We start from the raw sequence: 17,182 nt of genomic DNA on the forward strand, positions 1-17,182 counted from the left end.
TGTGGATAACTTTGCCGCCCCATTTCGTCCCCAGAAAGCGGAATCTTATCCACAGCCTCTCAACAGGGCCGGAATCTTATCCACAGCCTGTGGGTAATGGGGATGATTCAGATGACTCGCCGCGGAATCGCGTGACTCCGGGAGTCAAGCTGTTGGCAAAAGCGGGGACAGCGCATAAACCCCCGAACCAACAGCCCAACAACCTCAACATTCCTTTTTAAATATCTTTATAAAGTAGAGAGTTCATGACGGGTCCCGACGCTCACGCCGGCGCAGTCAGCGCCAAGCCGCTCCTTTCCGTATTGCGCGGCGCGGTGCCGCCCGTCCCGCCGATGTGGCTCATGCGCCAGGCCGGCCGCTATCTGCCGGAATATCGCGCACTCCGGGCCGACAAAGGCGGCTTCCTCGAACTGGTCTATGACAGCGCCGCCGCGGCAGAGGTCACGCTCCAGCCGCTGCGCCGCTTCGGCTTTGACGGCGCCATCCTCTTTTCCGACATATTGATCGTCCCCTATGCAATGGGACAGGATCTCTGGTTCGAGGCCGGCGAAGGCCCGCGTCTCGCCCCGATCCTGGCGGAGACCGACCTGTCGTCGCTGAAACCCGATTTCAGCCGCTATGAGGCTGTGTATGAAACGGTGCGGCAGGTGAAGGCCGCGCTGGACCCGTCGGTGACCTTCCTGGGCTTTGCAGGCAGTCCCTGGACGATCGCCACCTATATGGTCGCGGGACAGGGCAGCAAGGACCAGGGCGCTGCGCGTCGCATGGCTTATCAACAGCCCGATCGCTTCGCCGCGCTGATCGACGCCATCGTCGACGCAACCGTCATCTATCTCTCCGGCCAGATCGAAGCCGGCGTGGAAGCGGTGCAATTGTTCGACAGCTGGGCCGGCAGCCTTGCCCCGCTCCAGTTCGAACGCTGGGTGATAGAGCCCAATGCCGCGATCGTCCGCAAATTGAAGGCGCTCCATCCCGACATTCCGGTGATCGGCTTTCCCAAGGGCGCCGGCGCGAAATTGCCGGCCTATGCGATCGGCACCGGCGTCGATGCGGTGGGTGTGGATGAAACAGTCGACCCGCATTGGGCCAACCAGGCGCTGCCCGCCGGGCTTCCGGTGCAGGGCAATCTCGATCCGCTGGCGCTGATTGCCGGCGGTCAGGCGGTGGAACAGGCTGTGGATAACTTGCGCGCCGCCTTTGCCGGCCGGCCCCATATCTTCAATCTGGGCCATGGCATATTGCCCGATACGCCGATCGCCCATGTCGAGGCGCTGATCGCCTATGTGCGCGGAACGGAGACACGCTGATGCCCTATCTCGGCGCTGCCTATCTGTGGGTGAAGGCCGCCCATGTCATCTTCGTCATCTTCCTGATGGCGGGGCTGTTCATGATGCCGCGCTTCTTCGTCTATCATCAGGAAACCGTGCCGGGCTCGGCGGAAGACCAGCGCTGGATCGAGCGTGAGACGCGCCTGCTCAAGATCATCCTCAACCCGTCGCTGATCCTCACCTGGGTCTTCGGCCTGATGCTGATGGTGGAAATCGGCGCCTGGCATTTCGGCTGGTTCCACCTGAAGCTGCTCTTCGTCCTGGCGCTGTCGGGCTATCATGGCTGGACCGCCAGCTATGCAAAGAAGCTCGCACGCGGTCAGCGCAGCCTTGCCGACAAGCAGTTGCGCATGCTGAACGAAGTGCCCGGCATCGCCGCGGCGGTGATCGTCATCATGGTGATCGTCCGCCCCTTCTGACGGTCGTAGCGTAAAGCGTCCGAAAAGATCGGGCGCTTTACTTGGCCTCTGGCGCAAGTCTTCGGACTATGCTTTGCCTCCGCCGGTCCGCATCCTGCGGACTTTCTGTGGGGGTATCATGATTCGTCTGTTTTTCTGCGCGGCCGCGTTGGCCGCGCCGATGGCGGCTGCGCAGCAGCCTGCCGTCACCATCGCGCCTGCCGTCGATGGCAATGTCCTGCGCGCCGGTGCCAAGGTGCCCGTTCGCACGCTGGTGGAACTCACCACCAAGAAGAAGGCGGTGAAGGTCGGCGATCGCGTCAATATCGAGACTGCCGAAGCCGTGATGGTCGGCAATAATGTGGTGATCCCTGCGGGCACGCCCGGCATCGCGGAAATCACCAGCGTGCGGAACAAGGGCATGTGGGGCAAGTCCGGCTTCATCGAGGGCCGCGTGCTCTATGTCCGGCTGGGGGGCCGGCAGGTGCGCTTGACCGGCACCTTCAATGACAAGGGCGTGACCGGCACCGCCGGCGTCGTCGGTGCGATCGCGCTGATCCCGGTCGCCGGCTTCTTCACCACCGGCACCAGCGCCAACATCCCGTCGGGCTCGATCATCCCCGCCTTCCTGGACGAGGATCTGGCCTTCTCGGTCGACAGCGCGGCGGCGACGCCCGCGCCGATCGCCGCGACCCCGGCTCCGGTCGAAGCCGGCACCGCTTCTCCGGCCGCTGGCGCACTTTGATCGACAGGGGGGATCGGGGCCTTCGCCCCGGTCCCTCCGGCTGCTGTCCTACGCCGCCATGACCATGCTATAGCGGGAGTGTCGCCGATCGGGTGACAGGCGAATAGGATCGCCCCCGCGCAACATAATGTCAAAATGTGCGGGAAATGTGCGAAGTTAAGCGGAAGGCGCCCATGAATGACCCGCGCATCTGGTTCGGCCCAAAGCGTATCGGCTGGGGCTATGGTCCCCGCACCTGGGAGGGCTGGGCGGTGGTCGGCCTGTTCGTCCTTGCCGCTGTCCTTCTCAAGCGCGGACTTTCGGCTTAGGCCGGATCGACCGCGATATTGTCGATCAGCCGGGTCTTGCCCAGCTTCGCCGCGCCCAGCAGCCGTGCCGGACGGTCGAGCGTCGCGATCGGCTCCAGGCTGTCTGCGTCGCACAGGGTCACATAGTCGATCGGGTCGAAACCATGGGTCGCCAGCGTGGCGATTGCCTTGGCCAGTGCCGCCTCGACCGGCTCGCCCTTCTCGATCTGCCGCTTCGCCTCACCCAGCGCGCGCGGCAGCGCCAGCGCATCCTTGCGCTCCTGTTCGCTGAGATAGGCGTTGCGCGACGACAGAGCCAAACCATCCTCGGCCCGCTGGGTCGGCATGCCGATGATCTCGATGTCCAGATTGGTGTCGGCGACCATGCGGCGGATCACGGCGAGCTGCTGATAATCCTTCTCGCCAAAGATCGCGACATCGGGCGCGACCTGGTTGAACAGCTTGGTGACGACCGTGGCGACGCCGTCGAAATGGCCCGGCCGCGCCGCGCCATCCAGCCCTTCGCTCACCCCCGACACTCGGATATTGGTGGCATAGCCGGCCGGATACATGACTTCCACGCTTGGCGCCCACAATATGTCGACGCCGGCCGCCTGCAGCAGCTGCGCGTCCTTCGCCTCGCGCCGGGGATAGGCGTCCAGATCCTCGTTCGGGCCGAACTGGCGCGGATTGACGAAGATCGACACAACGACGTGCCGGCCATGGCGGCGCGCTTCCTCCACCAGCGCCATATGCCCGTCATGCAGCGCCCCCATGGTGGGAACCAGCGCCAGCGTCTTTCCGTCGGACTTCAGCGCGGCAACGGCGGCACGCAGGGCGGGAAGGTCACGGAGAATTTGCACGGGACGAGGGGCTCCGATAAGGGCAGGGACACAGGGGCGTCCTGCTAGGCTTCGCGCCACGGGACCGTCAAGAATCTAGAGCGACAAACACGGGGTTATCAAGGTCCGATGGCGAACGCGCAAACGCACCTCATCGTCTTCGCCAATGAAAAGGGCGGAACCGGCAAGTCGACGACCGCCGTCCACACGGCGATCGCGCTGACCGCGCTCGGCCATAGCGTCGGCCTGATCGATCTCGACCCGCGCCAGCGCACCGTCACCCGCTATATGGAAAACCGCGCCGAAACCGCGCGCCGCCGCGGCATCGACCTGTCGGCGCCCGACTTTGCGGTGTTTCAGGGCGACAATGTCGCCGCGCTCGACGAACAGGCGGCCGCGGTTGCCGAGGGCAAGGATTTCCTGATCGTCGACACGCCCGGTCGCGACGATGATTTCGCCCGGCATATGGCGGCCCGCGCCAACACGCTGGTCACGCCGATGAACGACAGTTTCGTCGATTTCGACCTGATCGGCCAGGTCGATGCCGAAACCTTCCGGGTGCGCCGCCTGTCCTTCTATTCCGAACTCATCTTCGAAGCGCGCAAGTCCCGCGCCAAGGCCGATGGCGTGTCGATCGACTGGGTGGTGCTGCGCAACCGTGTCCAGCATCATGACGCCCGCAACAAGAAGCGCGTCGGCGATGCGCTGATGGAATTGTCGCGCCGGGTCGGCTTCCGCGTCATTCCCGGATTGTCGGAACGCGTCATCTTCCGCGAACTCTTTCCCTCGGGCCTGACCCTGCTCGACAAGGGACATCTGGGCGACCTGGGCATCAGCCATATCGCCGCACGCCAGGAACTGCGCGAGATGGTGGCCGGATTGGCCTTGCCGACCGGCGATCATGCCGCGTCCGTGGACATGCTCGGCGCTGCCTGATGGTGCTGATCGCGCTGGTGCTGATCGGCCTGGCGGGCTGGCTCATCTGGACCGGGAGATTGCAGCGCATGTCGACCAAGGATGGCATGGCATTGGGGGCGGCGCTGGTCGGCGCAGTGCTGGCGGCCAAGGGCAAGCCGGCGCTCGGCGCGCCGATCCTGCTGGGCGCGGCCCTTTTCTTCGCGTCGCAGGGCAAGGCGAAGAAGGGGGCTAACCGCGCCAAGCGCAAGGCTGCGCCGCCGGTGCAGACTGACAGGGCCGACGTGGAGGGCGCCCGCGCCCTGCTCGGTCTGTCGGCGGATGCCCGCGCAACCGACATCCGCGCCGCACATCGCCGCCTCATCGCCTCGGTCCATCCCGACAAGGGTGGAACCGAAGCGCTGGCTGCCCAGATCAATGCCGCGCGCGACCTGTTGCTGGCCGACCTTGCCGAGCGGGATCGTCCGTCCGCCGGCTGATTGCCCCAGAAAGGACTATATGGCCCATCGCTTCCACCCGACCCTGCTGCGCGAATATGACATGCGTGGCGTTGTCGGCCCGATGCTCGGGGAAGCGGACGGCTATGCGCTGGGGCGCAGCTTCGCGACCTGGGTCCGGCGCGCCGGCGGATCAGCGGTCGCGGTCGGCTATGACGGGCGGCTGAGTTCGTCCATGCTGGAGGGCGCGCTGGTGCGCGGCCTCACCGACAGTGGTGTCGATGTGCTGCGTGTCGGTCTCGGTCCCACGCCCATGCTCTATTATGCGGAGGCCGAACTGGACGTGGCGGGCGCCATCCAGGTGACCGGCAGCCATAATCCCGCAGATCAGAATGGTTTCAAGCTGGTCCTGGATCATGCGCCCTTTCATGGCGAGGCGATCCAGCAGCTCGGCGCCATGGCGGCGGCCGGCGACTGGCTGGCGGGCGAAGGCCGGGTGCGCGATGTCGATATCATGCCGACCTATGTCGAACGGCTGGTGCGCGATTTCGACGGCGCCGCCTGGCGGATCGGCTGGGACGCGGGAAATGGCGCCGCAGGACCGGTCGTGGAGAAGCTGGTGCAACTCCTGCCGGGTGAGCATCATCTGCTCTTCACCAATGTAGACGGCAATTTTCCCAACCATCATCCTGATCCCACCGAAGAAGCGAATCTGGCCGATCTTCGTTCCCTTGTCCTCTCCAGGAAGCTCGATTTCGGCGTGGCTTTCGATGGCGATGGCGACCGGATCGGCGTGGTCGACGGCCTCGGTCGGATCATCTGGGGCGACCAGCTGCTCGGCTTGTTCGCGCAGGTGGTGCTGAAGGATCGTCCCGGCGCCCCGATCGTCGCGGATGTGAAGGCCAGCCAGGCCCTGTTCGACGAGGTTGAGCGGCTGGGCGGTGAACCGGTGCTGTGGAAGACCGGGCACAGCCATATCAAGTCCAAAATGAAGCAGATTGGCAGTCCGCTGGGTGGCGAGATGACCGGCCACATCATGTTCGCCGACGATTTCTACGGTTTTGATGATGGACTCTATGCCGCCGTTCGCCTGATCCGCGCCGCGGCCCGGTTGCGCCGCACCATCACCGACCTGCGCGGCGACATGGCCGAAATGGTCAACACGCCGGAAATCCGCATCGCCGTGCCGGAAGACCGCAAGTTTGCGATCATCGAAGACCTGCGCGACCGCCTGATTGCATCCGGCGCAATCGTGGAGTCGATCGATGGTGCCCGCGTCCGCACTGTCGATGGCTGGTGGCTGCTGCGCGCGTCCAACACCCAGAATGCGCTGACCGCGCGGGCGGAGGCGTCGGATGCCGCAGGATTGGCGCGTCTGCTGGCCGAAATCGAATCCCATTTGCGTGATTCGGGCGTCGATCAGCGATTGCAAGCGGCGAAATAGCCTGACGCAGCGCGCAAAATTGATATCGCTATCATTATTTCATGCGGAATTTCCCTTAGGGAAACATGGTCTTGTGACACCGGTTGCATGAAACGCAATCGCGCCATCATGTTTCGCATTTGCGACGAACGCCGTCTGGCCGCAAAAGGAACTCGCCTTTCAGGCATCCTCTCCTAAAACTTCATAGCCGTCCCTCGGGGCGGCTTTTTTTTTGACCTGTGACGTTGACGCAACAGGGCGGCACTTGCCGTAGCGTCCAGCCGGCCGAAATCCGGGCAATTGAACGAAAAATCGCGGAAATCCGTCATTGGCGCCTGTAGAAATCGTCGGGATAGCTGTTATGCGCATGGTTCCATAAGTCGCATGAGGCGTTTAAGCGCCCGCACCAAATGGCCAAATGAGTTTTTAGCAGAGGAAACGCCATGTCCCTTCGCCGTCGCATTCTTCCCACCATCCTGCTGACCGGCGCGATTGTCGCACCGATGCCGGCGCTGGCCGGTGGCTTCTATCTTCAGGAACAGTCGCCGGTGGAAACCGGCCGCGCCATGGCTGGCGGCGCCGCTGCAGGTGACGATCCTTCGACCATCTATTTCAACCCTGCCGCCATGACCCAGCTGTCGGGCGTCCAGGTTTCGGCCGGCGTCAACGCCCTGATGGCTTCCGCCCACCAGACCAATCGTGGCAGCTATCGCTCGGTCCCCGGTTCGACCGCCCGCGTGCCGGTGACCGGCAATGACGGTGGCCAGCCGTTCGAAAGCGTCATTCCGGTCCCCAATTTCTACGCCTCGGCGCAGGTCACCGACCGGCTTTGGCTGGGCCTCGGCGTCAATGCGCCCTTCGGCCTGAAGCTGGAATATGATGACGGTTTCTTCGGTCGCTATGACTCGATCTACACCGACCTCAAGACCTACAACATCCAGCCGTCGGCCGCGTTCAAGCTGAACGACAATTTCTCGATCGGCGGCGGCGTCGACGTGCAATATGTGAAGGCGAACCTGACCAACGCGCTGCCGCAGGTGTCGCCGCTGGTCACCACCGACGGCTTCACCAAGCTGAAGGGCGATGACTGGACCGTCGGCTGGAACGCCGGCCTGTTCTACACCAACGGCACCACCAATGTCGGCGTCCACTATCGGTCGGGCATCAACCACAAGCTCAAGGGCACCCAGACCATTTCCGGCCTGGTGACGCCGCTCAGCGCCGCCAATGGCGAGTTCGATGCCTCGGCACCGCTGGACCTGCCCGATATCGTCACCGTGTCTTTCATGCACAAACTGACGCCGAACCTGCGCGCGATGATCACCGGCAAATGGTATGGCTGGTCCAGCTTCAAGGGGATCGCGGTCACCTCGGCCACCGGCACCACCAACAAGGAACTGGATTACAAGGACAGCTACAGCGTCAGCCTGGGCGGCGAATATGATTTCAGCCCCGCCTTCACGCTGCGCGCGGGCACCATGTTCGACCGTTCGCCGACCAATCCGCAGCATCTGACCACCCGCGTGCCCGATGGCGATCGCGTGTGGCTGACGGGCGGCGCGACCTGGAATATCTCGCCGGCCTTCGCGCTGAACGTCGCCTACGCCCATACCTGGGTGGAAAAGGCGAACATCATCCGCCCCGACAGCTATTACCCGTCGCCGGCCACCGTCACCGCCACGACCCTGGCACAGACCAGCGGCAATGCGGACCAGGTTGCCGCATCGCTGACCGCGCGCTTCTAAAAAGCCGCTTTAATGCTTATAGGGGGCTCCAGAGATCTGGAGCCCCTTTTCATGTCCGAACATAATCCCGGCCTGCGCCCATGGCGCGACATCGCCCGACGGCAGTCGCGGCAGATCATGGTCGGCAATGTCCCCGTAGGTGGCGGCGCGCCGGTCACGGTGCAGACCATGACCAACACGCTGACCCATGACGTCAAGGCGACGATCGATCAGATCCGTCGCTGCGAGGATGCCGGCGTCGACATCATCCGCGTGTCCTGCCCCGATGAGGAATCGACCGCGGCGCTCAAACAGATCGTCCGCGCCGCGCGTGTGCCGATCGTTGCCGACATCCATTTCCACTATAAGCGTGCGCTGGAAGCCGCCGATGCCGGTGCTGCCTGCCTGCGCATCAATCCGGGCAATATCGGTTCGGCCGCGCGGGTGAAGGAAGTGGTGGACGCCGCCAAGGCCAATAATTGCTCGATCCGCATCGGCGTCAACGCCGGCAGCCTGGAACGCGACCTGCTCGAAAAATATGGCGAGCCCTGCCCGGAAGCGCTGGTCGAAAGCGCACTCGACCATATCAAGCTGCTGCAGGACCAGGATTTCCACGAATATAAGGTCGCGGTGAAGGCGAGCGACGTGTTCCTGGCGGTCGCGGCCTATATGCAGCTGGCCGACGCGGTTGACTGCCCGCTGCACCTTGGCATCACCGAAGCCGGCGGCCTGATCGGCGGCACGGTCAAGAGCGCGATCGGCATCGGCAACCTGCTTTGGGCCGGCATTGGCGACACGATCCGCGTATCGCTCTCGGCCGAACCGGAAGAGGAAGTGCGGGTCGGCTATGAGATGCTCAAGACGCTCGGCATCCGCACCCGCGGCGTCAAGGTCATCTCCTGCCCCAGCTGCGCGCGGCAGGGCTTCGATGTGATCCGCACCGTCCAGGCGCTGGAGGAACGGCTGCAGCATATCAACACGCCGCTCTCGCTCTCGGTGCTGGGCTGCGTCGTCAACGGTCCGGGCGAAGCGCGCGAGACCGATATCGGCCTGACCGGCGGCGGCAACGGCAAGCATATGGTCTATCTGTCGGGCGTCACCGATCACACGATCCAGGACGCCGACATGGTCGACCATATCGTCAGGCTGGTCGAGGCCAAGGCGGCCGAGATCGAAGCGGCGGCAATTGACGCGGGACAGGTCCAGGCAGCCGAATGACGGACAGCGCCGACCGGTCCGCCATCGTCCATGGCGCAAGCGCCACGGGTGCGCAGGCGGTCGGCGCGTCCGTTCTTGGGGCATTGGCCCTGGGCGCGGTCGCATTGGGCGCAATAGCGGTCGGCGCCCTGGCCATTGGTCGACTGCGCATCGGCAAGGCGCGGATCACCCGGCTTCATATCGACGAATTGCATATCGGCAGGATCGTCGGCCCCGGTCGCGACTGATCCCTTCACCCGTCGATGGATCGTCCGCTTTCCTCTCCCCGCAGCCCGTCCGTGCTGTTGCCCTTCCTCATCTGCTGCCTTGGCGTCGCGCTTTTTTCGGTGATGGATGCGGCGATGAAGGGGCTTAGCCTCTCGATCGGCCTTTATAATGCGCTGCTCTGGCGCGCGATCACCGGCAGCCTGCTCGGGCTGGTCCTGATGTTCGCCACCCGCCAGCGCTGGCCCAACCGCTCCGTGCTGCGCCTGCATCTGCTGCGCGGCGTTGTCGTGGCGCTGATGGCCAGTTTCTTCTTCTGGGCGATCATGCGCCTGCCACTGGCCGAAGCCATCGCCCTCTCCTTCATCGCTCCGCTGATCGCGCTCTATCTCGCGGCGCTGCTGCTCAAGGAACGGATCGGGCGGCAGGCGATCGGCGCCTCGCTGCTCGGCCTGGTCGGGGTGGGCGTCATCCTGTCGGGGCGGATGCGCGGCGACTATGATGGCGACGCGCTGATGGGCGCCGGCGCGGTGCTGCTCTCGGCGATGCTCTTCGCCTGGAACCTGATCCTCCAGCGCCAGCAGGCGCAGCTTGCCACGCCGATCGAGGTCGCCTTCTTCCAGCATCTCGTCATGCTGGGCGTGTTCGCGGTCGGCGCGCCGGCCTGGGCGATCGTGCCGACCGGATCGGCGCTACCGCTGGTGCTGCTGGCTGCAATCCTGGCCTTCACCTCCCTCGCCGCGCTCGCCTGGGCCTATGCGCGTGCGGAGGCCCAGCGGCTGATCCCGGTCGAATATACCGCCTTCGTCTGGGCCGCGATCTTCGGCTGGCTCGCCTTTGGCGAGCAACTGACGCTCACCACTCTTGCCGGTGCCTTGTTGATCGTCGCCGGCTGCCTTATCGCCGCGCGCACGAAACAGGCGGATATCGCCCATGTGGAAGCAGGAGCGGCATGAGCAAGGTCATCATCAGGGACGCGCAATCGACGGATATCGATACCATCCGGAATTTCATCTTGGCGCTCGCCGACTATGAGAAGCTGGCCCATGAAGTGAAGGCCGACCGCGAGACGCTGGCCCGCTATCTGTTCGGACCCCGGCCAATGGCGGAGGTGCTGATCGCCGAGCATGATGGCGCGCCGATCGGCTTTGCCCTCTTCTTCCACAATTTCTCGACCTTCGAAGGGCGTCCGGGCCTCTATCTGGAGGATCTGTTCGTCCTGCCTGAAGCGCGGGGCCTCGGCGCAGGCAAGGCGCTGCTCGCCCGTCTCGCCCGATTGGCGATCGCGCGCGACTGCGCTCGGCTCGAATGGTCGGTGCTCGACTGGAACGCGCCGGCCATCGCCTTCTACCGGGCGCTCGGCGCCCGGCCGATGGACGAATGGACCGTGCAGCGCGTCGATGGCGACGCGCTCAGCGCCCTCGCATCGCATCCTGCAGGCTGACGCCCAGCAGCACGATCGCAAAGCTGCTCAGGGCAATCACGACAAAGGCGGGATAGAAAGAGGCGAACATGGCGATATCTCCTTTCGCCGCCTATTTTGCGCCTGCGCCCCAGGCCCGCGACATACGCAATGTTGCGGATGGGGCGGGACGAGCCGAGGGGCCGCAGGCTTGACGGGGACTCCTGGCTCGGCGCATTGTGCCGGAACGGAACATTTGGGGGACATTTGACCATGGCTGTCAGCCGCGGAGCCAAGCGCGCGCCGGAATGGCGCGAAATGCTCAAGCGCAGCATCGTGCGCAGCGGCGCGCTGATCGGAGCGATCTCGCTGTTTCTGGCGACCCTGTTCCTGGCGCTGGCGCTGCTGAGCTATCAGCCCAGCGACCCGTCGATGAGCACGGTGGCGGGCGATCATGTCGCCAACATCATGCGCGCGCCCGGCGCCATGGTGGCCGACATGCTGCTGCTGCTGTTCGGCGTGCCGATCGCGCTGCTGCTGCCGCTGATGGGGATTACCGCCCGTCGCCTGTGGGGCGATCATGAGATGATCGGGTGGAAGGCGCAGTTCGGCAAATGCCTGGTCGGCATCATCCTGATCGGCATCGCGCTGGCCCTGTTCCAGCCCGATCCGCTGGTAGGCCTGCCCTCCGGCTGGGGCGGCATGATCGGCCTTGTCACCGCCAAGGGGGTGATGAGCCTGACCGCCCAGGCGCCGGCCGCGCAGGGCTGGATCATCGGCATATTGGTGGTCGTGGCCATGCTGGCAGGCCTCTTCGTCTGGTATCGCAGCCTGGCGCTGGAAAAGCCGATCTTCACCATCCGCCGTCCGACCCTGCCCCGGCTCAGCCTGCCGCGCCCCTCGCTCGCCTTTGCGGGACAGGGGGGAGCTGCCGATCTGGACGAGGATGATGACGGTCCGGTCGAGCGGGTGATCGCGCCGCGCAAGCAGGTGTCGAACGAGCCCAAGCCGCCAATCACCATCCAGGCACCCAAGCCCGCCCCGGTGCAGCGCTCGACCGCGCCGGTGTCGCAGGATGATCTGTTCGGCCACAGCTCGCTGCCGCCGGCCGACCTGCTCAATCCGATTCCCGCCAATCAGGGGCAGAAGATCGACAAGGCGGCGCTGGAACGCAACGCCCGCCTGCTGGAGAGCGTGCTCGACGACTTCCATGTGAAGGGCAATATCGTCGAGGTCCGCCCCGGCCCCGTCGTCACCATGTATGAGCTGGAGCCGGCACCTGGCATCAAGGCGAGCCGCGTGATCGCGCTGGCCGACGATATCGCGCGCAACATGTCGGCGCTGTCGGCACGCGTCGCGACCATTCCCGGCCGCACCGTCATCGGCATCGAACTGCCCAATACCAATCGTGAGGGCGTGTCCTTCCGCGAACTGATCACCAGCGAGCAATTCGGTGCGGAAGCAACCCTGCCGATCATCCTGGGCAAGAATATCTCGGGCGAGCCGATCATCGCCGATCTGGCGCCGATGCCGCATCTGCTGATCGCAGGCACCACCGGCTCGGGTAAGTCGGTCGGCCTCAACGCCATGATCCTGTCGCTGCTCTACCGCATGACGCCGGACCAGCTGCGCCTGATCATGATCGATCCCAAGATGCTGGAACTGTCGACCTATGACGACATCCCGCATCTGCTTGCCCCGGTCGTGACCGAACCGAGCAAGGCGATCCGCGCGCTCAAATGGGCGGTCGAGCAGATGGAGGATCGCTATCGCATGATGGCGTCGATCTCGGTCCGCAACCTCGCCAACTACAACGAGAAGGTTCGCGCCGCCAAGGCCAAGGGCAAGCCGCTCGGCCGCCGCGTCCAGACCGGCTATGACCCCGAGAGCGGCAAGCCGATCTATGAGGAAGAACAGCTCGATTTCCAGCCGCTGCCGCAGATCGTGGTGGTGGTCGACGAGCTGGCCGACCTCATGATGACGGCGGGCAAGGAAGTCGAATTCCTGATCCAGCGTCTGGCGCAGAAGGCGCGCGCCGCCGGCATCCACCTGATCCTCGCGACCCAGCGTCCCTCGGTCGACGTCATCACCGGCGTCATCAAGGCAAACCTGCCGACCCGCATCAGCTTCTTCGTGACCAGCAAGATCGACAGCCGCACCATCCTGGGCGAACAGGGTGCCGAACAGCTGCTGGGCAAGGGCGACATGCTCTACATGCATGGCGGCAAGGGCCTGATGCGCGTCCATGGTCCCTTTGTTTCGGACGATGAAGTGCGCGTGGTTGCCGACCATTGGCGCGCGCAGGGCGCGCCCGATTATATCCAGGCGGTCACGGAAGAGCCGGAAGAAGGCAGCTTCGCGCTCGACGGCGTGGACCTGGGCGATGACAGCCCGGACGCGCAGCTGTTCCGTAAGGCCTGCCAGCTGGTGTTCGAGAATCAGAAGGCCTCGACCAGCTGGCTGCAGCGCCAGCTGCGAGTCGGCTATAACAGCGCCGCACGCCTGATCGAACGGATGGAGGAGGAAGGGCTGGTCGGCCCGCCCAACCATGTCGGCCGCCGCGAAGTGCTGCGCGATGAGAATGGCAATCCGCTCTGACGCTACGAAATGCCTGTTTTCCTTGAGCGATTGCGTTCCGTGCAACCATGCTTGCTGCCTTCGCATTTGTCGTGACAGGGGCTTTGGGACATTAGGAACAGGCCTTTCAGGCATCCTCTCCTAAAAACTTTTCAGGCTGATCTTCGGATCAGCCTTTTTTTTGTCCGCGAATCGGTCTAGGCAGGCGTCGCTGCTGCCGCGCCGATAAACATAATTGGAGCGGTGCCGCCGGTAAGACCGGCATGGCGAGGCGGGAGCACGGGGGATCGAGCCAGCCATTTCACGGCCGCTCTCCCCCGTCTGGTCTTTCCGATCGATCCTTTCCCTGCGATGGAACAGCAAGGTTCACAGCGGGTTCAAGCCCCACCTCCTATGCCCCCTTTTCCGAACAACCCGGAGATGATTGCATGAAGCGCATCCTCGCGCCTGTCGCCCTGTCCCTCGCCACCGCGCTGGTTGCGGTGCCGGCGGGCTATGCCCTTGCCCAGCAGACGGCACCGTCCGACCTCAATCAGGTCAATGCCTATATCCGCGCCGTCACCACCCTGACCGCCGATTTCAGCCAGACCGACCGCAATGGTCAGGTGCTGACCGGCAAGCTGACCCTGAAACAGCCGGGCAAGATCCGCTTCCAATATGAAAAGGGCGTGCCGCTGCTGATCGTGGGTGATGGCAAGGCGCTGACCCTGATCGACTATGAGGTGCGCCAGGTGCAGCGCTGGCCGATCGGCAATTCGCCGCTGGCCGCCCTGATCGACCCGACCAAGGATCTGTCGAAATTCGGCACCGTCGTCCCCACCGGCGACCCGACCGTGCTGAGCGTGCAGGCGAAAGACCCCAAGCGGCCCGAATTCGGCACCATCACCATGATCTTCAAGCGCAAGCCCGCGTCGCCGGCCGGGCTGGAGCTTTATGGCTGGGTCGCGCTCGACGCGCAGAATAATCGCACGGCGGTGCGCCTGTCGAACCAGCAATATGGCGTGCCGGTCGCCGATTCCGCCTTCCGTTGGACCGATCCGCGTCCGCGCGGCCGTCCGAACGGCTAGGGCGGGCCGCAGGAACGATGGGCTGAAAACTTTCTGCCATCGTTCATCTGCCGCTCATATCGGATCGCCTAGATAGAGATCACGGCGAGAGACGTAGACCGGGATTTCCCCCCTGTTACCCGGCACACCGCTCCCGTCGCAAAGCGCTTCAAGGGCGCGATCGAGACCCCCGTTCCACGCCCCCGGAGCGGGGGTCTTACTTTGTCCGGCGCTTGCGCGCGGGCGCGCGGCACCCTAGGTGCTTTTCATGGCCGATACCCTTTCGATTGCATCCTGGAACATCAACAGCGTCCGCGCCCGGATCGACATCGTCGAACGCTTCCTGACCGAGGAAGCGCCCGACATTCTCTGCCTGCAGGAAACCAAGGTGGTGAACGAGATTTTCCCCACCGACATGTTCAAGCGGCTGGGCTATGTCCATCAAGTGCTGAACGGCCAGCGCATGCATCATGGCGTCGCGATCATGAGCAAGGTGCCGATCCATGAGGATGACCGGTTCGACTGGCAGGCCAATGGCGAAGCGCGTCATGTCGGCATCCGCCTCGACAATGGCGTGCGGATCGAGAATGTCTATGTCCCCGCCGGCGGCGATGTCGCCGACCGCACGGTCAATCCGAAATTCGGCCAGAAGCTCGACTTTATCGAGCGGATGATCGAGTGGTCCGGCGCGCTCGACAACAAGCCGACGATCCTGACCGGCGACTTCAACATCGCGCCGCTGGAATGCGACGTCTGGAGCCACAAGCAGCTGCTCGACGTGGTCAGCCATACGCCGGTCGAATGCGCGCTGCTGGGCCGGTTGCAGGCGTCGAACGACTGGGTCGATATCGGCCGCCATTTCCACCCTGCCCCCGCGCGCCTCTACACCTGGTGGAGCTATCGCGCGAAGGATTGGGCGGCGTCGGATCGCGGCCGTCGCCTCGACCATATGTGGATGACCAAGGATGTCGCCGACAAGGCGGTCGCCCACCGTGTCGTCGAACCCGCGCGCAGCTGGGAAAAGCCGTCCGACCATATCCCGATCATCACCGAGTTCGCCTTCTGATGAACGGGCGGGATGCTGCCCGCGCCATCGATGCGCTGCGTCGCGGCTGGGCGATCCGCCTGACCGCGCCCGATGGCGCCATCCGGCTGATGGCGATCGAGGGCGCGGATGCGGTGACGCTGGCCGATTTCGATCCGCAGGGGCAGGCCGATATCCTGATCTCCGCCGCCCGCGCCGAAACGCTGAAGCTCGCCAACCAGCTGGCGGCGGCTGATCCCGACCTGCCGGTGCTGATCGAACGAGCGCCGTGGATCGACGCGGATGTCGCGACCTCGATTTCCGATCCCGTGCTGGACCTCGCCTCGCCGCTCAAGGGGCCATTCCGCGCGCGGGCCTTGCCAGCGCCGCAGGCAGCCAAGGCCGCGCTGCGCCTTGCCCGGCTGGCTGGTATCCTGCCCGCCTATTTCCTTACCGAAGGCGACGGCCCGGTCGAGGCGGAAGTCAGCGCCGATGATGTCGGCGATTATGACGATGCCATCCACCTCGCCATCGCCACCCGTGCCCGCCTGCCCGTATCGGCGAGCGAGAGCGCGGAGATCATCGCCTTCCGCAGCCCCGACGAGCCGCGCGAACATGTCGCGCTGGTGGTCGGCAAGCGTGACGCATCGCCCCCGGTCATCCGCATCCACAGCGAATGCCTGACCGGCGACGTGTTCGGCAGCCTGAAATGCGATTGCGGCCCGCAATTGCATCAGGCGCTGCACCAGATCGCCGACGCCCAATGGGGTGTGCTGCTCTACCTGCGCCAGGAAGGGCGCGGCATCGGCCTCGTCAACAAGCTGCGCGCCTATGCGCTGCAGGATCAGGGCTTCGACACGGTTGACGCCAATGTGCGGCTGGGCTTCGCGATCGACGCGCGCGATTTCTCGGTCGCGGCGCGGATGCTCGACCTGCTCGGCATTGGCGGGGTGCGGCTGCTCACCAACAATCCGCAGAAGGTTGCCGGGTTGCAGGCGGCCGGGATCGAAGTGGTCGAGCGGTTGCCGATCATCCTGCCGGCCAATCCGCATAATGAACGCTATCTCGCCACCAAGCGCGACCGGACCGGCCACCAGCTATGAGTGTCATCCATGTCGATGTCGCCGCCGGGCGGCTGCGATTCGGCGATCTCGACATGGCCTGCACCATCGGCCGCAGCGGCGCTTGCGCGGCCGCCGACAAGCGCGAAGGCGATGGCTGCACCCCCTTGGGCAATTGGCCGATCCGTGCGGTGCTGCTGCGCCCCGGCAAGGTCTCCGCCACCGGCATCGCCCTACCCTGGCGCTGGACCCATGCGGGGGATGGCTGGTCGGATGATCCGGCCGATCCCGCCTATAACCGTCCCGTGCGCCTGCCCCGGCCCTTCTCGACCGAAAGCCTGCAGCGCAGCGACGACGCCTATGACGTGATCGTCATCCTGGGCCATAATGATGCGCCGCCGGTGCCGGGCATGGGCAGCGCCATCTTCTTCCATCTATCCGAAGGACGTCCGACCGCCGGCTGCGTCGCGGTCGACCGCGACGACATGCTGCGCCTGTTACCCTTGCTGTCACCCGGCGACGTCATGACTATTGCTTGAGAATTTAGGCGC

Annotated in this window: 18 protein-coding genes; 17 read left to right on the forward strand and 1 reads right to left on the reverse strand. The window is 64.7% G+C overall.

Annotated elements, in window-relative coordinates:
* Nucleotides 1-245: 245 nt before the first annotated feature.
* The 4 genes from hemE to CG471_RS31175 all read left to right on the forward strand — a co-directional run bounded on the left by hemE (nt 246) and on the right by CG471_RS31175 (nt 2,779).
* Nucleotides 246-1,307 (forward strand): uroporphyrinogen decarboxylase, encoded by a 1,062-nt coding sequence (hemE, locus tag CG471_RS06220; RefSeq protein ID WP_099231191.1) that lies wholly within the window; start codon nt 246-248, stop codon nt 1,305-1,307.
* Entirely contained in the window at nt 1,307-1,747 is a 441-nt protein-coding gene (locus tag CG471_RS06225) for a CopD family protein (RefSeq protein WP_099231193.1), read from the forward strand. The genes hemE and CG471_RS06225 overlap by 1 nt, the downstream gene beginning before the upstream one ends.
* Nucleotides 1,748-1,865: 118 nt before the next feature.
* The gene (locus tag CG471_RS06230; protein ID WP_048938008.1) at nt 1,866-2,471 is read left to right on the forward strand and encodes a hypothetical protein; all 606 of its coding nucleotides are present in this window, start codon (nt 1,866-1,868) and stop codon (nt 2,469-2,471) included.
* Between the two features lie 173 nt (nt 2,472-2,644).
* Nucleotides 2,645-2,779: a hypothetical protein gene (locus CG471_RS31175; RefSeq protein WP_257211443.1), complete on the forward strand. Its 135-nt coding sequence runs from the start codon at nt 2,645-2,647 to the stop codon at nt 2,777-2,779.
* Here the strand turns inward: CG471_RS31175 and panC are convergent.
* A complete protein-coding gene (gene panC, locus CG471_RS06235) occupies nt 2,776-3,621 on the reverse strand; it encodes a pantoate--beta-alanine ligase (RefSeq protein ID WP_029547424.1) in 846 nt (281 codons plus the stop codon). The genes CG471_RS31175 and panC overlap by 4 nt on opposite strands.
* 108 nt (nt 3,622-3,729) lie before the next feature.
* Here panC and CG471_RS06240 point away from each other — a divergent pair, with 108 nt between their 5' ends.
* The 13 genes from CG471_RS06240 (at nt 3,730) to CG471_RS06300 (ending at nt 17,170) form a co-directional block, all read left to right on the forward strand.
* The gene (locus CG471_RS06240; protein ID WP_004209209.1) at nt 3,730-4,536 is read left to right on the forward strand and encodes a division plane positioning ATPase MipZ; all 807 of its coding nucleotides are present in this window, start codon (nt 3,730-3,732) and stop codon (nt 4,534-4,536) included.
* The gene (locus CG471_RS06245; RefSeq protein ID WP_099231195.1) at nt 4,536-4,994 is read left to right on the forward strand and encodes a molecular chaperone DnaJ; all 459 of its coding nucleotides are present in this window, start codon (nt 4,536-4,538) and stop codon (nt 4,992-4,994) included. The genes CG471_RS06240 and CG471_RS06245 overlap by 1 nt, the downstream gene beginning before the upstream one ends.
* Before the next feature lie 19 nt (nt 4,995-5,013).
* Complete coding sequence (pgmG, locus tag CG471_RS06250) at nt 5,014-6,396, forward strand: phosphoglucomutase/phosphomannomutase PgmG (protein WP_099231197.1); 1,383 nt, start codon at nt 5,014-5,016, stop codon at nt 6,394-6,396.
* Nucleotides 6,397-6,818: 422 nt separating this feature from the next.
* Entirely contained in the window at nt 6,819-8,120 is a 1,302-nt protein-coding gene (locus CG471_RS06255) for an OmpP1/FadL family transporter (RefSeq protein WP_099231199.1), read from the forward strand.
* Between the two features lie 51 nt (nt 8,121-8,171).
* Nucleotides 8,172-9,317 (forward strand): flavodoxin-dependent (E)-4-hydroxy-3-methylbut-2-enyl-diphosphate synthase, encoded by a 1,146-nt coding sequence (ispG, locus tag CG471_RS06260; protein ID WP_099231201.1) that lies wholly within the window; start codon nt 8,172-8,174, stop codon nt 9,315-9,317.
* Entirely contained in the window at nt 9,314-9,544 is a 231-nt protein-coding gene (locus CG471_RS06265) for a hypothetical protein (RefSeq protein WP_099231203.1), read from the forward strand. Before ispG ends, CG471_RS06265 begins: the two co-directional genes overlap by 4 nt.
* Nucleotides 9,545-9,559: 15 nt before the next feature.
* Nucleotides 9,560-10,477 (forward strand): DMT family transporter, encoded by a 918-nt coding sequence (locus CG471_RS06270; RefSeq protein ID WP_180275625.1) that lies wholly within the window; start codon nt 9,560-9,562, stop codon nt 10,475-10,477.
* Nucleotides 10,474-10,965 (forward strand): GNAT family N-acetyltransferase, encoded by a 492-nt coding sequence (locus CG471_RS06275; protein ID WP_099231207.1) that lies wholly within the window; start codon nt 10,474-10,476, stop codon nt 10,963-10,965. Before CG471_RS06270 ends, CG471_RS06275 begins: the two co-directional genes overlap by 4 nt.
* Before the next feature lie 231 nt (nt 10,966-11,196).
* Nucleotides 11,197-13,521, forward strand: a complete 2,325-nt coding sequence (locus tag CG471_RS06280; RefSeq protein ID WP_099231209.1) for a DNA translocase FtsK 4TM domain-containing protein — start codon at nt 11,197-11,199, stop codon at nt 13,519-13,521.
* A gap of 407 nt (nt 13,522-13,928) precedes the next feature.
* Nucleotides 13,929-14,567: an outer membrane lipoprotein carrier protein LolA gene (locus CG471_RS06285; RefSeq protein ID WP_099231211.1), complete on the forward strand. Its 639-nt coding sequence runs from the start codon at nt 13,929-13,931 to the stop codon at nt 14,565-14,567.
* Nucleotides 14,568-14,814: 247 nt separating this feature from the next.
* A complete protein-coding gene (xth, locus tag CG471_RS06290; RefSeq protein ID WP_037508937.1) occupies nt 14,815-15,612 on the forward strand; it encodes an exodeoxyribonuclease III in 798 nt (265 codons plus the stop codon).
* Entirely contained in the window at nt 15,612-16,673 is a 1,062-nt protein-coding gene (gene ribA / locus CG471_RS06295) for a GTP cyclohydrolase II (protein ID WP_048938000.1), read from the forward strand. Before xth ends, ribA begins: the two co-directional genes overlap by 1 nt.
* Nucleotides 16,670-17,170: a L,D-transpeptidase gene (locus tag CG471_RS06300; protein ID WP_099231213.1), complete on the forward strand. Its 501-nt coding sequence runs from the start codon at nt 16,670-16,672 to the stop codon at nt 17,168-17,170. The genes ribA and CG471_RS06300 overlap by 4 nt, the downstream gene beginning before the upstream one ends.
* The last annotated feature ends 12 nt before the right edge of the window (nt 17,171-17,182 follow it).

Origin of the sequence: Sphingobium sp. IP1, from assembly GCF_002708645.1 — a bacterium.
GTDB classification, from domain to species: Bacteria; Pseudomonadota; Alphaproteobacteria; order Sphingomonadales; family Sphingomonadaceae; genus Sphingobium; species Sphingobium yanoikuyae.

What these genes read in the sequence shown, in the direction of transcription:
- CG471_RS06245 (WP_099231195.1), top strand. Translation starts at nt 4,536, where the DNA reads ATGGTGCTGATCGCGCTGGTGCTGATCGGCCTGGCGGGCTGGCTCATC.
- ribA (WP_048938000.1), top strand. Translation starts at nt 15,612, where the DNA reads ATGAACGGGCGGGATGCTGCCCGCGCCATCGATGCGCTGCGTCGCGGC.
- CG471_RS06285 (WP_099231211.1), top strand. Translation starts at nt 13,929, where the DNA reads ATGAAGCGCATCCTCGCGCCTGTCGCCCTGTCCCTCGCCACCGCGCTG.
- CG471_RS06255 (WP_099231199.1), top strand. Translation starts at nt 6,819, where the DNA reads ATGTCCCTTCGCCGTCGCATTCTTCCCACCATCCTGCTGACCGGCGCG.
- CG471_RS06300 (WP_099231213.1), top strand. Translation starts at nt 16,670, where the DNA reads ATGAGTGTCATCCATGTCGATGTCGCCGCCGGGCGGCTGCGATTCGGC.
- CG471_RS06230 (WP_048938008.1), top strand. Translation starts at nt 1,866, where the DNA reads ATGATTCGTCTGTTTTTCTGCGCGGCCGCGTTGGCCGCGCCGATGGCG.
- CG471_RS06270 (WP_180275625.1), top strand. Translation starts at nt 9,560, where the DNA reads ATGGATCGTCCGCTTTCCTCTCCCCGCAGCCCGTCCGTGCTGTTGCCC.
- hemE (WP_099231191.1), top strand. Translation starts at nt 246, where the DNA reads ATGACGGGTCCCGACGCTCACGCCGGCGCAGTCAGCGCCAAGCCGCTC.
- pgmG (WP_099231197.1), top strand. Translation starts at nt 5,014, where the DNA reads ATGGCCCATCGCTTCCACCCGACCCTGCTGCGCGAATATGACATGCGT.
- ispG (WP_099231201.1), top strand. Translation starts at nt 8,172, where the DNA reads ATGTCCGAACATAATCCCGGCCTGCGCCCATGGCGCGACATCGCCCGA.
- CG471_RS06275 (WP_099231207.1), top strand. Translation starts at nt 10,474, where the DNA reads ATGAGCAAGGTCATCATCAGGGACGCGCAATCGACGGATATCGATACC.
- CG471_RS31175 (WP_257211443.1), top strand. Translation starts at nt 2,645, where the DNA reads ATGAATGACCCGCGCATCTGGTTCGGCCCAAAGCGTATCGGCTGGGGC.
- CG471_RS06240 (WP_004209209.1), top strand. Translation starts at nt 3,730, where the DNA reads ATGGCGAACGCGCAAACGCACCTCATCGTCTTCGCCAATGAAAAGGGC.
- CG471_RS06280 (WP_099231209.1), top strand. Translation starts at nt 11,197, where the DNA reads ATGGCTGTCAGCCGCGGAGCCAAGCGCGCGCCGGAATGGCGCGAAATG.
- CG471_RS06265 (WP_099231203.1), top strand. Translation starts at nt 9,314, where the DNA reads ATGACGGACAGCGCCGACCGGTCCGCCATCGTCCATGGCGCAAGCGCC.
- CG471_RS06225 (WP_099231193.1), top strand. Translation starts at nt 1,307, where the DNA reads ATGCCCTATCTCGGCGCTGCCTATCTGTGGGTGAAGGCCGCCCATGTC.
- xth (WP_037508937.1), top strand. Translation starts at nt 14,815, where the DNA reads ATGGCCGATACCCTTTCGATTGCATCCTGGAACATCAACAGCGTCCGC.